This is a genomic window from Erwinia sp. LJJL01, from assembly GCF_047300805.2.
In the GTDB taxonomy this organism is placed as follows: domain Bacteria; phylum Pseudomonadota; class Gammaproteobacteria; order Enterobacterales; family Enterobacteriaceae; genus Erwinia; species Erwinia aphidicola.
Genome location: NZ_CP178576.1, coordinates 1118203 through 1129877 on the forward strand (window position 1 = coordinate 1118203; position 11675 = coordinate 1129877).

Annotated in this window: 11 protein-coding genes; 3 read left to right on the top strand and 8 right to left on the bottom strand. The window is 56.9% G+C overall.

The features are described 5' to 3' along the window. Window positions 1–233: 233 nt before the first annotated feature. From ACLI4M_RS06035 to ACLI4M_RS06060, 6 genes are all read right to left on the bottom strand, one after another. Entirely contained in the window at window positions 234–1937 is a 1704-nt protein-coding gene (locus ACLI4M_RS06035) for a lysophospholipid acyltransferase family protein (RefSeq protein WP_133622734.1), read from the bottom strand. A 177-nt stretch (window positions 1938–2114) separates the two neighbouring features. Then, window positions 2115–2825, bottom strand: a complete 711-nt coding sequence (locus tag ACLI4M_RS06040) for a proteasome-type protease (protein ID WP_133625008.1) — start codon at window positions 2823–2825, stop codon at window positions 2115–2117. A gap of 18 nt (window positions 2826–2843) precedes the next feature. After that, window positions 2844–3644 (bottom strand): transglutaminase family protein, encoded by an 801-nt coding sequence (locus ACLI4M_RS06045; RefSeq protein WP_133622733.1) that lies wholly within the window; start codon window positions 3642–3644, stop codon window positions 2844–2846. Window position 3645: 1 nt separating this feature from the next. Next, a complete protein-coding gene (locus tag ACLI4M_RS06050) occupies window positions 3646–4575 on the bottom strand; it encodes an alpha-E domain-containing protein (RefSeq protein ID WP_048914621.1) in 930 nt (309 codons plus the stop codon). Continuing rightward, a complete protein-coding gene (locus ACLI4M_RS06055; protein ID WP_133622732.1) occupies window positions 4569–6005 on the bottom strand; it encodes a circularly permuted type 2 ATP-grasp protein in 1437 nt (478 codons plus the stop codon). The genes ACLI4M_RS06050 and ACLI4M_RS06055 overlap by 7 nt, the downstream gene beginning before the upstream one ends. Before the next feature lie 193 nt (window positions 6006–6198). Beyond that, entirely contained in the window at window positions 6199–6792 is a 594-nt protein-coding gene (locus ACLI4M_RS06060; RefSeq protein ID WP_133622731.1) for a hypothetical protein, read from the bottom strand. 401 nt (window positions 6793–7193) lie between these two features. Between ACLI4M_RS06060 and ACLI4M_RS06065 the strand changes: the two genes are divergently transcribed. Both ACLI4M_RS06065 and ACLI4M_RS06070 read left to right on the top strand, forming a co-directional pair. After that, a complete protein-coding gene (locus tag ACLI4M_RS06065) occupies window positions 7194–8087 on the top strand; it encodes a winged helix-turn-helix domain-containing protein (protein WP_133622730.1) in 894 nt (297 codons plus the stop codon). Beyond that, window positions 8062–8526: a hypothetical protein gene (locus tag ACLI4M_RS06070; RefSeq protein ID WP_133622729.1), complete on the top strand. Its 465-nt coding sequence runs from the start codon at window positions 8062–8064 to the stop codon at window positions 8524–8526. Before ACLI4M_RS06065 ends, ACLI4M_RS06070 begins: the two co-directional genes overlap by 26 nt. Here ACLI4M_RS06070 and ACLI4M_RS06075 read toward each other — a convergent pair. Next, on the bottom strand, window positions 8513–9505 hold the full coding sequence (locus ACLI4M_RS06075; RefSeq protein ID WP_133622728.1) for a hypothetical protein: 993 nt from the start codon (window positions 9503–9505) through the stop codon (window positions 8513–8515). The two genes, ACLI4M_RS06070 and ACLI4M_RS06075, sit on opposite strands and share 14 nt — an antisense overlap. Before the next feature lie 190 nt (window positions 9506–9695). Between ACLI4M_RS06075 and ACLI4M_RS06080 the strand changes: the two genes are divergently transcribed. Then, window positions 9696–10178, top strand: coding sequence for a YlaC family protein (locus ACLI4M_RS06080; RefSeq protein WP_048914617.1), 483 nt, complete (start codon window positions 9696–9698; stop codon window positions 10176–10178). A 50-nt stretch (window positions 10179–10228) separates the two neighbouring features. Here the strand turns inward: ACLI4M_RS06080 and ACLI4M_RS06085 are convergent, their stop codons facing one another. Next, window positions 10229–11635, bottom strand: a complete 1407-nt coding sequence (locus tag ACLI4M_RS06085; protein ID WP_133622727.1) for a PLP-dependent aminotransferase family protein — start codon at window positions 11633–11635, stop codon at window positions 10229–10231. Window positions 11636–11675 lie beyond the last annotated feature (40 nt).

The following is an 11675-nucleotide window of genomic DNA, read 5'->3' on the forward strand; positions in this document are numbered from 1 at the left end:
GTGAGCGCACCCATTACGGGGTGCTTCAGTCTGGCTACGAGTCTGCGCCTGCGGAGGCTCTGCAACAATTACGCGCAAAGCCTGACCGTTAACCGATAAGTAACGTTCAAATAAAGATGATTTAATTCAGCAGGATAAGAAATTTGATTTCGGAGGAGTGTCACAGAAATGGGCATATTGCGGGACGGGTTGACCGTAAAAGAGGGTCAACCCCTACACGTTGAACCTTGCTGCTAACCCTGATGCACCGCGATATAGCGCTGGTAGCGGCTCTCTTTTAAGCGGGTGAGGTCCACCAGCACCAGCCCATCAATACAGTGGTTAAAGTCCGGGTCGCTGCCGAAGTCGATAAACTGAACCCCGCCGGTTTCACACAGCTCGGAATACTGCTTATACAGCGGCGGAATGCCAGTGCCGAGGTTGCTCAGCAGGCGCTTCAGGCGTTTGAGATCCTCAACATAATCATCACCGCTGAACTGCGCCAGCACGTCCGGCAATGATGCCGGGTACGGGCGGCGTGAGGTAGCCAGCGGCAGCGCAGGCGCGAAGTAGAGGCGATAGAATGCCACCAGCAGGTCGCGCGCTGCCAGCGGCAGACCGCCGGAAATTGACACCGGGCCAAACAGATAACGGTATTGCGGATATTTCGCCAGGTAAGCACCAATGCCCATCCACAGATAGTCGAGGCCGCGTTTGCCCCAGTAGGCCGGCTGAATAAAGCTGCGCCCCAGCTCGATCCCCTGCATCAGAACGGGGTTCATCTGGTGGTCATAATGAAACAGGCTGTGGCTGTAGATCCCCTCAAAGCCTTTGCGCTCGAACTGCTCGGCGGTCGGGATAAAGCGATAGGCCCCGACGATGTCCAGCGCCTCTGCATCCCACAGGATCAGGTGGTAATAATCGTCGTCGTAATCGTCAAGGTCGCGCCGCGTGCCGCTGCCCTCGCCCACCGCGCGAAAGGCAATTTCCCGCAGCCGCCCCAGCTCGCGCAGGATCGGGACATAATCTTCGCCGTGGCGGCGATAAAGGTAAATCATCTTGCCGTCCGGCAGCTGGCCGAGCACTTCACATCCGGCCAGCGCGCGTTTCAGCACCGCCCGATCTTCCGCACGCGCTATCGCCGCTTCGGTCTGGAACAGGGCAGACTTGCCCTGCGCAATACGGTAGAGATGACGCCGGAAGCGCGCCGCCAGCTCTTTCGCCGGGGTACGGCCATCGTGCCAGCTGGCGAAGGGAATGCGCTTGCCCACCTTGAGCTTTAACCGCGCACCGCGATTGACGAACATCTCGCGTACCAGCAGCAGCATCGACAGCGGCTGGTAAATTTTTGACGTAAGGTAGAAAAGCGCGCTGTTGCGGCCGCTGACGTGGATCGGCACGATCGGTGCGCGGTAGCGGGCGGCGATGCGCAGGAAGCCGTGGCTCCACTGGCTGTCTTTTACCCCCTTGCTGCCGAAGCGCGACACTTCACCCGCCGGGAAGAAGATCAGCACGCCCTGGCTTTCCAGCTGCTCCTGCATCTGTTCGACCTGCTGGCGGCTGGTGCGGTTGCCCATATTGTCCACCAGCACCATCAGGCTGCTGAGGGATGCGAGACAGTTCAGCAGACGGTTAGTGACGATTTTCACATCGCGCCGCACCTGCGACACCGCGTGCAGCAGCGCCAGGCCATCCAGGGTACCGAGCGGATGATTAGCGACGACCACCACCGGCCCATGACTGGGGATTTGCTCCAGGTCGCGCTCGCTCAGCTCGCAGCTGACGTCGAGGTATTCCAGCACCTGCTCCACCATGTCCAGCCCTTTCAGGTGGCGATTTCGCTGATTGAACTGCTGGAACTCTTTTTCACGCAGCAGGCGGCGCAGCAGGCTTTTCTGCCACGATGGCGTCTGATGGCCAGGGCTGAGGTCGTCTAAAACACTTTCAACAGTAAACACAGGCTTATCTCCGGGTGTTTTAGCCGCACACTAACCAGCCCGGATGACGATGATGTGTCAGTGAAATGACAGCTGCAATATTCTGTAAATTTACCGATGGCGCAAAGCAGGGAGGCGGTGGGAGATAACGGTAAAACGGGTTGGCCGATTGTAGGGGCTGGGCATGCCCAGCCCGGATTATTCGTCGAGCTGTAACGGCGGCAGCTGCGAAAAAACGCTGAGCAATCCGCTGCTCCACAGCTGGCGGATCTGAGAAAAATAGGGGTGCTTTTCGGTGATGTGGTACTGCTGCATGCTGCTGAAGCTGTCGGTGGGATAGACCATCACATCCAGCGGCAGGCCGACGGAGATATTACTCGCCAGCGTCGAATCCATCGAAATCAGCGCGCACTGCATCGCCTGGTCCAGCGCGGTGTCATAGCGCAGCACCCGGTCGATAATCGGCTTGCCGTATTTGCTTTCGCCTATCTGGAAATAGGGGGTATCGGTACTGGCTTCAATGAAGTTGCCCTGCGGATAGATCTGGAACAGCCGCGGCTCTTCACCCTTAATCTGCCCGCCGAGCATCAGCGTACCGCCAAACTCCTCGCCGTCACGCTTGATCACCGTACGCAGCGTGTCCCCGACCAGCAGTGCCACATCGTACATATTGGTGCAGCTCATCAGGTTAGGCTGTTTACCATCTTCACAGCCGCGCCGCAGCAGGCTCAGCGCGCTCTGGGTGGTGGCGAGGTTGCCCGCGCTTTGCAGCACCAGCGTGCGCTCGTCATCCTGCTGAAAAACATGGAGCTTACGGAACGAGGAGATATGATCCACGCCCGCGTTGGTCCGGGAGTCGGAAACGAAAATCATCCCTGACGATAAGCGCATTGCCACACAATAGGTCATAGTTTGCCCGATCAAAAATTACTGCTGCGAGAACACCAGTTGTACCGCAGCCACGGCCTGCATATCTTCACTGCCGCCGCCCAGGCGCATGCCGCGCACCGGACAGGCATCAAGATAATCCACACCGACAGCCAGCTTGAGATGCTGCCGGGTGCTGCGGGTATTATTGGTAATATCGAAACTGTGCCAGCTGCCGTCGAGCCACACTTCCACCCATGCATGGGTCGCCACATGTTCCACATTTTCAGTATACAGATAGCCGCTAACATAACGAGCGGGGATGTGCAGACTGCGACAGCAGGCTAAAAATACGTGACTGTGGTCCTGACAAACGCCACTTCCGGCGGCAAAAACTTTGGCGGCGGTATCGGTCACCAGCGTGCTGCCGGGCTGATACGGCATCTTCAGCAGCAGCTCGCCCATCAGGCGTTCGAGGCTGGCGAGCGGCGCTTCTTCACGGTAATAGCGGCGGGCGAAATCGCGGATAGCCATATCAGGCTGCGTCAGCGGCGTGATACGCAGGAACACCAGCGGCGACAGCACGCAGTCCGGATCCGGCGAGCTGTCCTCTTCATCAAGAATATCGACCACGCCGCGCGCGGCGATCTCTATCTCCTGATGCGGGCGGTCAAGCGTCAGTACGTGCATCACATTGCCCCAGGCATCGGTGGTGCAGATCGCCTGCTCCGGCAGGAGGAGATCCCACGAGATAATGTGCTGATGGACAGAGTCCTGCGGCGTCAGGCGCAGATACTGCGTGCTCTGGCGCACCAGACTCTGGTAGCTGAAACAGGTTTTATGCTCAATATTCAGCTTCATGTTATTTCGCCTCCAGATAGGTTTGGTGAATGCTGTCGGCAATCGCCGCCAGCTCTGCCAGAAAACGTTGCAGCCAGGCGTGCAGCCCGTCCGTCATCAGAGATTCCCAGCTACTAAAGCGCAGCTGCGCATGCAGCACCGTGAGCAGGTAACGCGGACGATCTTCACCGCTGCTGCCGATCAGATTGAGCTGATTCGCGATCTCTTCGACGCAGGATCGCAGCGATCGCGGGCTCTCTTCGCGCAGGATCAACATCTCATTGACGTTATCCGCCGCCATCTGCTGTTTGTAGATAGTGTGATAAGCCTCGCGCGCCGAGACCGAGCGCAGCAGGGTATCCAGCCGGTAATACTCACGCACCGTGTCGTCATCTTCATCGGTCAGATGCTGGTAGACGTCGAGCAGCCTGGCGGTGCAGTCGGCGCGCTCCAGCAGCGTGCCGAGGCGAATAAAGCTCATCGCATCGCCGCGCATCAGGGTGCCGAACATGGCGCCACGGAACAGGTGTGAGCGCTCTTTCACCCAGTCGAAGAAGGCATCCGCCCCACCGTTGCTAACGCCGTTGCGCCGCAGCTTGCGCAGTTCGATCCAGCTGGAGTTGATGCTCTCCCACACTTCCGATGAGAGGCTGCCGCGCACCGCATGCGCGTTATTCCACGCCGCCTGCCAGCAGTTATAGATGCTGCCGGGATTGCGCTCGTCGAGGGCAAAAAAGTTGAACAGCTCCGGCATCGCCAGCCGATCGTTGACTGACCAGTACAGGTCACTGGTGTTGGTGAGGTTCAGCGGGACGCGCAGCTCATTGTTGTGGCTGCCGCGCACCGGCATCAGGGAGAGCCGATTGGTGACGTCGAGCACCCTGGCAATATTTTCCGCGCGCTCTAAATAGCGCGCCATCCAGTACAGGCCACTGGCCGTGCGGCTTAGCATGCGTCATCCTCCAGAACCCAGGTGTCCTTGGTCCCACCGCCCTGCGAGGAGTTAACCACCAGCGAGCCTTCGTTCAGCGCCACGCGGGTCAGCCCACCGGGCACCAGCCGAATATCGGCGCCGCTGAGGGCAAACGGACGCAGGTCAATATGGCGCGGGGCCAGCCCCTGTTCGACAAAGGTCGGGCAGGTAGAGAGCGCCAGCGTATTCTGTGCAATATAGTTCTGCGGTTTGGCTTTCAGCAGCGCGCGGAACTCCTCCAACTGCTGTTTACTGGCAACGGGGCCGATCAGCATACCGTAGCCGCCGGCACCGTGGACCTCTTTCACCACCAGCTGCTCAAGGTTTGCCAGCACCCACGACAGATCCTCCGGGCGGCGGCATTGCCAGGTCGGCACATTGTTGAGGATCGGATCTTCGTTAAGGTAGTAGCGGATCATCTCCGGCACGTAAGGGTAGATCGACTTGTCGTCCGCCACCCCGGTGCCGATAGCATTTGCCAGCACCACGTTGCCGGAACGGTACACCGACAGCAGGCCCGGCACGCCAAGCATTGAGTCCGGGCGGAACGCCAGCGGGTCGAGGAAGGCATCGTCGACGCGGCGATAAATCACATCGATTTTGCACGGCCCGGCGGTGGTACGCATCAGCACTGCGCCATCTTTAACAAACAGATCGGCGCTCTCAACCAGTTCCACCCCCATCTGCTGGGCAAGGAAGCTATGTTCAAAGTAGGCGCTGTTAAAGCGCCCGGGGGTTAAAACCACCACCACCGGGTCGTTAACCGGGGAACTTTCTCGCAGGGTTTGCAGCAGCAGCGACGGGTAGCGCTCAACCGGGGCAATACGCTGGTCGGCGAACAGCTCCGGGTAGAGGCGCATCATCATCTTGCGGTTCTCCAGCATGTAGGAGACGCCGGACGGGGTGCGCAGGTTATCTTCCAGCACGTAATATTCGCCGTCGTTGTTGCGCACCATATCGACGCCGATAATGTGGGCATACAGGTCGCGGTGCAGGTTGATGCCCTGCATGCAGGGCTGATACTGATCGTTGACCAGCACCTGCTCGGCGGGAATCAGGCCCGCTTTGAGGATATGCTGCTGGTGATAGATATCATGCAGAAAAGCGTTCAGGGCCTGCACGCGCTGGCGGATGCCTTTATCCAGCATCGCCCATTCACTGGCCGGAATAATGCGCGGAACGCTGTCGAAGGGGATCAGCCGTTCGGCTCCGCCGTCTTCACCATAAACGTTAAAGGTGATCCCAAGGCGGTGAAACAGCAGTTCCGCCTCTTCGCGCTTGCGCGCAATCGCCTGCTGGTCGGCCTGCTGTAGCCATTGCCAGTATTCCCGGTAGTGCCGACGATAGTGTCCATCGCTCAGCAACATTTCATCATAAAAGTGTGACGCTATTTCATAGCTTTGATTCATGATTTCCCTACCGCTGTCTGTGAACCTGTGATGAGATCTGCACAAAGTGTGCCAGAGTCAGGCGTGGCGTCCTGAGCCGCACGGCATGCGGATCGACAACAGGCGAAAGCTTTTCCTGGCAACTGGGGAAGCGAAACGCGGCGGCAGACTGCACCAATAAAGTGCAGCCCGCTGCGCTAAAGAAGAGGTGAAACTATTGTGCGGCCAGCGGGTGCCAGACTTCGGTCAGTGCGCCTACCCCACCGGTGATCGGGTCGGCTTGCGGCATCACCACGCGTTTTATTTCAAGCATAGACTGTTCCATTAAGGCCTGCTCGTCACGCAGCGTCCGCGGTACAACGCCTGGGGGATACGCCCCCACCGCGAGGAAATCATCGCTGGCGGCGATCTGCTGGTGCCCTACCCCGGCCGGGATCAACACCGCATCCCCGGCGTACACCGTGACCATTCTTCCGCTCTCGCCGCCAAACAGGATCTCGGCCCAGCCGCAGGTAATCCCCAGCAGTTCATGGGTGTTCGGGTGATAATGGGTGTAGGGGAAAACCGGCGCTTGCCAGCTGACCGGCCAGCCGTGCGCGGCAAACTCGGCTTTAAACCACGCGCTCATATCCTCGTCGGTTTCATCAGGAATGACCTGCGGATAAATGATCAGCGGCAAAGGATTATTGGGGACGCCCTGGGAAGGTTGCGACAGCATCAGATGTCGCGGGTTGGTGGATGCGCCCGCAGCAAAAGTTCCGGCAGCAAACGACATCAGCAACATCACACTGCGAGAGTCAGACAGCATAACAGGCTCCTGTGGCTTCAAAAACGGTGTTGAATGATTGTTAAATTAAGTGTGGCACCGTTTAGCCAGCTTGCAATGTTTCCTGCACGCGAGAGATCACATAACACATTAATTTAATTGGACATAAGCCAAATTCATGCTGTTGTCATACCCGCACAATAACTTTCACTTTTTTACCACTGCCTGTGATAAAATTAAATATTGCTCAGTGACACTATCACTATTAACAATCATCATCACTGGCAATTATTTTTTACAAACGCTCATTTACTGATATTTCCAGAAATATCGAATTATCAGTTAATATGGATTTTGCCCTCGCATAATAAAGATCCTGGCCATGATAATATCCAGGACGCTTTATCCGGCGGTCACATGGACAACTCTGATACAAGATCACTATGACTCCTTATTGTATTATCCATCACTGGTATGTCGACTTCTCGGTCGGGACGCTTACCCACAAAAATACGGGTGAGCAACGGCGTCTGGGCGAGTTTCAGGTCAGGCTCCTGCAGGTGCTGGCAGAGCACGCCGGAGAAATACTGTCACGCGATGAGCTGAATCAGCTGGTGTGGGAAAGGCGCGTTATTGGCAATAACAGTTTACCTAATGCGATTCATGCCCTGCGCGTGGCGCTGGAAGATGACGGTAAACAGCAAAAGATTATTAAAACCATTCCTAAAAAGGGCTACATCCTCGAAAAGGAATATTGTCAGTTCGTCCCGGTACCTGAACTGGATGACGTTGAAGAGAACCCCTTTTTCAACCGGCTACCCACGCAAAGCATCGCCCCTGAAGCCCCCGCCACCGACAGCCAGCTGCTGGACAACCCGCCAGCTGTGGTCACCAGCGATCGGGCATCCTTCTGGCGCTGGCTGGTACCGATGCAGGCGCTCGTGCTGCTGGTGATTCTGGCATGGATTGTCTGGCCGTACGTTACGCCACCGGCACAGCAGTTAAAGAGGAATGACGCGACGGTTTACAGCAACATTCGCTTGCAGGAGCTGGTGACCAGAGGGGAGCCTTCCGCCGGCATTGAGCTGAACAAGCAGCTTGGTCCCACCCTGTTTATGCTGAATCAACATCTGAAAAATCAGGATGTGACCATGGACGTGGTGTATGCCTTTGACGGCACGTCGCTAAATTACACGCTGACGCTTAAAAACGCCTGCGGGCAAAAACAGCTGGCGATGAAAGTACTGAACTGGCGTACCAACAGCAATGTGCTGAGCGCGCTGATCTACCGGGAAACTGAGAGAAAATTTAATGAAATGGCGAACTGCGTCAATTAGTTTACTGCTGGTCAGCGCAGCGCTACTGCTGGGCGCGCTGCTGATGAAGCCCCTGCAGGGCAGCAGCAGCGCTGAATTTGTGCCAGCGCTAAACCGGGAAGATGTGCAGCTGGGTTATTACGACCTGCTGTCGCGCCAGCGTGAGCTGTACGATCCGCACTTCGCGCAGCATGAGGGTAAAACCACTCTGATGCTCACCAGCCCGGATGACAGCCAGTTTATGATTAAGGTCAATTTGCAGCAGCTGGCCAGCGGTCCTGAGGGTATGACCTTCATTTATCAGCCCCTCTACTATGCTGATACGGGCGAAGCGCGGATCATCAAGAGTATTCTCGGCCCCGGTGGGCAAAACCGGGTGCAGTTTAACGACCTGCGCTTCAGCGACCGCCGCCTGATTGTCTTCCCATCAGGACAGATTTTAAACGTTACGGCAGGTTAAAGCGCGCCTGCCAGTTTGCCAGTGTATTAGGCAGCGTTTTTTTGTCCTGCTCGGTGGTGACATAGTGCTGGCTGACCTTGTTGCCCGCTTCAGGATCGACGCGTAGCGCCCAGATTTTCCCCTGCGGGGTGGTCATGATCATCGCCGCCTGACGGTCAGCCCGACCTTTCATCCACATCGTCACCACTCTGGCACCCAGATCGTCGAGGTCCTTTTCGTGATTAAAGGCGGTGGCGGTATCAACATACTTCTGATAATCCTTACCGACCAGCTGACGAAATTTCTCATCGGTCTGCTGGTCGGGCAGGATGCCAAGGCTCAGTAACGTGGCGGACGGGCGCGGATCGTGGTCACTTTTCACATAATCGCCATCGATGGTCATTCCTCCCGGCATCAGCAGCTTGCAGCTGTTCTTGCTGTCGCTGCGCACCTTGATTTTGCCATCGTGTAGGGGGATCAGCACAACGGTACAATCGCCGCCCCAGGCAATGCTATCGGTGAATCCTACCCCGGAATAGAGGCGCACATCGCCGCGTAACGCGCTCTCATAGACGCCCGCCTGAACGCTGGCATCCATGCGAAACTCCCAGCCGGAGAGTTTACCGATCAGCAATTTTCCACTATTGCCATGAGCGGCCGATGCGTTCCACCAGGTCCCCTGCCAGTCAAAATCCTGGCCGGTGCCGTGCAGAACCCCCAGCATATACAGGTAGGCTCCGCGCAGGCAGCCCTCGCTGCTGCAGGCATCAGGTGCATGGTGCATGGGGGCAATCAGTTGCTGCGCATGCTGCGGGTCCTGCTTCACCTGAGTGTAAAAATCCTCGTTATAAACACTGTCGAGCCACAACAGTTGCGGGCTGCTGCATACCGTCTGGTCGGCAGTTCCTTTTATACGCGTGCAGTCGTAGGCACTCGCGGGTACAGCCCAAACCATGGCGAGTGTGAAAAAGGTAAGGATAAAGATCTTTTTAAACATCATGTTATAACCCATTGTTCCATCATCCGTAGACCTGATGCTGCGGGGCCAGGATTCTACACGCAAATCAGCCAGCAGGCTACATTATAACCAGCCAACTGTTATAGCTTAATAGCAGTAAACTGTGTCTGCTGCTATGGGTTAAGAGATGTTTTAATTGCACTCTGCCAGGACTTTTACCCTGAGGTACATGATGGAAGAAGTAAAACAGATACTGCTGCGCGAGATCGACAGTTTGAACCGTGCAGAGCAGCGTGATAACAAGCCGCGCTTCAGCTTTCAGTTTTTGAAAAAGCATCCCGGCCTGTGGGCCTCAATGTATGGCTGCTACGTGCTGACCGTGGCGCTGATTTTTACCACCGATTTTCTCGGCTGGCCCGCCTTCTGGGGCGCGACCATTTTTATCCTGCTGATGAGCGGCCTGATGCTGATGGATGTGAATCCGAAGTACCGCTTTGAAGATATCGACGCGCTAGACCTGCGCGTCTGCTACAACGGTGAATGGTATTACGTGCGTACTCTGTCAGACCAGGCGGTGAGCGATATCCTGCACAGCGAAAACGTGCCGGATAAGGTGAAACAGGGGATTAATAAGCTGCTATCCCTGAAGGGTGAAGTCGACTTTTACGACGTATTCCACCTGACCTGGGGCCATCAAAGCGCGGCAGCGGTGTAAATGTACTGCTCCGAAGGGGCGTGGCATGCCGCGCCCGCGGATGGCTTTGCCTACAGCAGATCGGCGATCAGTTCGCCGAGGGTTTGGACTGCTGCTTCCTGCGCCCCATTCCACCAGGCCGTGTTGAAACGGAAATAGTTGGCGTACTGCTCGCTGGAGGAGAACATCTTCCCCGGCGCGATGCTTATCTTCTGCTGCAGCGCGCGATAATAGAGATCGGTGGTGTTGACCTGCTTCGGCAGCTCTATCCACAGAAAGTAGCCGCCGCGCGAATCATTAATCTGCGCCCCCGCCGGCAGATAGCGTTTCAGCGCCTGGCGCGCCAGGTTTTTGCGCTGTTCCAGTATCTGGCGCAGCCCGCGCAGATGGCGGTCATAGCTGTGGGTGCCAAGATAGGTGGCGAGCGCCTGCTGCATTGGGGCACTGGTGGAGAGCGTGCTCATCAGCTGTAAGCGCTGAATACGCTGCGCGTGCTGGCCAGCCGCCACCCAGCCAACGCGAAATCCAGCCACCAGATTCTTCGAAAACGACGAGCAGTGCAGCACGTTATTTTGTCGATCAAAGGCCTTGGCCGGCAGCGGCTTTTCACGCCCGCTATAGAGTTCGCTGTAGACATCATCCTCAATCAGCACCACGTTGTGCTGCGCCAGCAGTTCAACCAGCTGCTGTTTCTTCTCGCGGCTCAGCGTGCAGCCCACCGGGTTCTGCTGGCTGGTCATCATCCACAGCGCTTTGATCGGCCAGCGCTGAAGCGCGCGGCTCAGCTCATCCAGGTCGATCCCGCTTTGCGGATCGGTGGCAATTGCCACGCTTTTCAGCTTCAGGCGTTCTATAGCCTGCAGCGCACCGTAAAATGACGGGTTTTCAATCGCCACCCAGTCGCCCGGTTCGGTCACTGCCTGCAGGCTGAGATTGAGTGCTTCCATCGCGCCATTGGTGATGACGATCTCATCCGGCGAAACCTGTATCCCCTGCAGGGCATAGCGCTGCGCCAGCATTTTGCGCAGCGCTTCATTACCGGGCGGCAGGTTATGCAGGGCATCTACCGCTTTCATGCTGTGGGAGACGGTGGTCAATGCACGCATCAGCTGGCGCTGGGGAAACAGCTCAGGGTCGGGAAACGCGGAACCGAAGGGGATAATATCCGGGTCGCGGCAGGCTTGTAACACATCGAAAATAAAGGCGTTGATATCCACCGACTCGGCCAGCTGCACTTTCTGGTGGCTCATCGGCTGGCGCAGGAATTCAGCGCGTGGGGCAACATAATAGCCCGACTGCGGACGCGACTGGATGCGCCCCTGACTTTCCAACACCTGGTAAGCATGCATCACGGTCATCAGGCTCATGCCGCTGAGGTTCACCTGCTCACGCAGCGAGGGCAATTTTTCCCCGGGCAGCCAGATTTCCGTCTCGATTTGCTGGCTGATTTGCTCAACCAGCTGTTCATATTTTGCCACGACTGTTACAGGCCATTTTAAGCGAATGGGGAACTATTAT

Coding starts and splice junctions, on each gene's coding strand:
- ACLI4M_RS06075 (WP_133622728.1), bottom strand. CDS start 9,505: ATGATGTTTAAAAAGATCTTTATCCTTACCTTTTTCACACTCGCCATG.
- ACLI4M_RS06040 (WP_133625008.1), bottom strand. CDS start 2,825: ATGACCTATTGTGTGGCAATGCGCTTATCGTCAGGGATGATTTTCGTT.
- ACLI4M_RS06065 (WP_133622730.1), top strand. CDS start 7,194: ATGACTCCTTATTGTATTATCCATCACTGGTATGTCGACTTCTCGGTC.
- ACLI4M_RS06080 (WP_048914617.1), top strand. CDS start 9,696: ATGGAAGAAGTAAAACAGATACTGCTGCGCGAGATCGACAGTTTGAAC.
- ACLI4M_RS06055 (WP_133622732.1), bottom strand. CDS start 6,005: ATGAATCAAAGCTATGAAATAGCGTCACACTTTTATGATGAAATGTTG.
- ACLI4M_RS06060 (WP_133622731.1), bottom strand. CDS start 6,792: ATGCTGTCTGACTCTCGCAGTGTGATGTTGCTGATGTCGTTTGCTGCC.
- ACLI4M_RS06045 (WP_133622733.1), bottom strand. CDS start 3,644: ATGAAGCTGAATATTGAGCATAAAACCTGTTTCAGCTACCAGAGTCTG.
- ACLI4M_RS06070 (WP_133622729.1), top strand. CDS start 8,062: ATGAAATGGCGAACTGCGTCAATTAGTTTACTGCTGGTCAGCGCAGCG.
- ACLI4M_RS06050 (WP_048914621.1), bottom strand. CDS start 4,575: ATGCTAAGCCGCACGGCCAGTGGCCTGTACTGGATGGCGCGCTATTTA.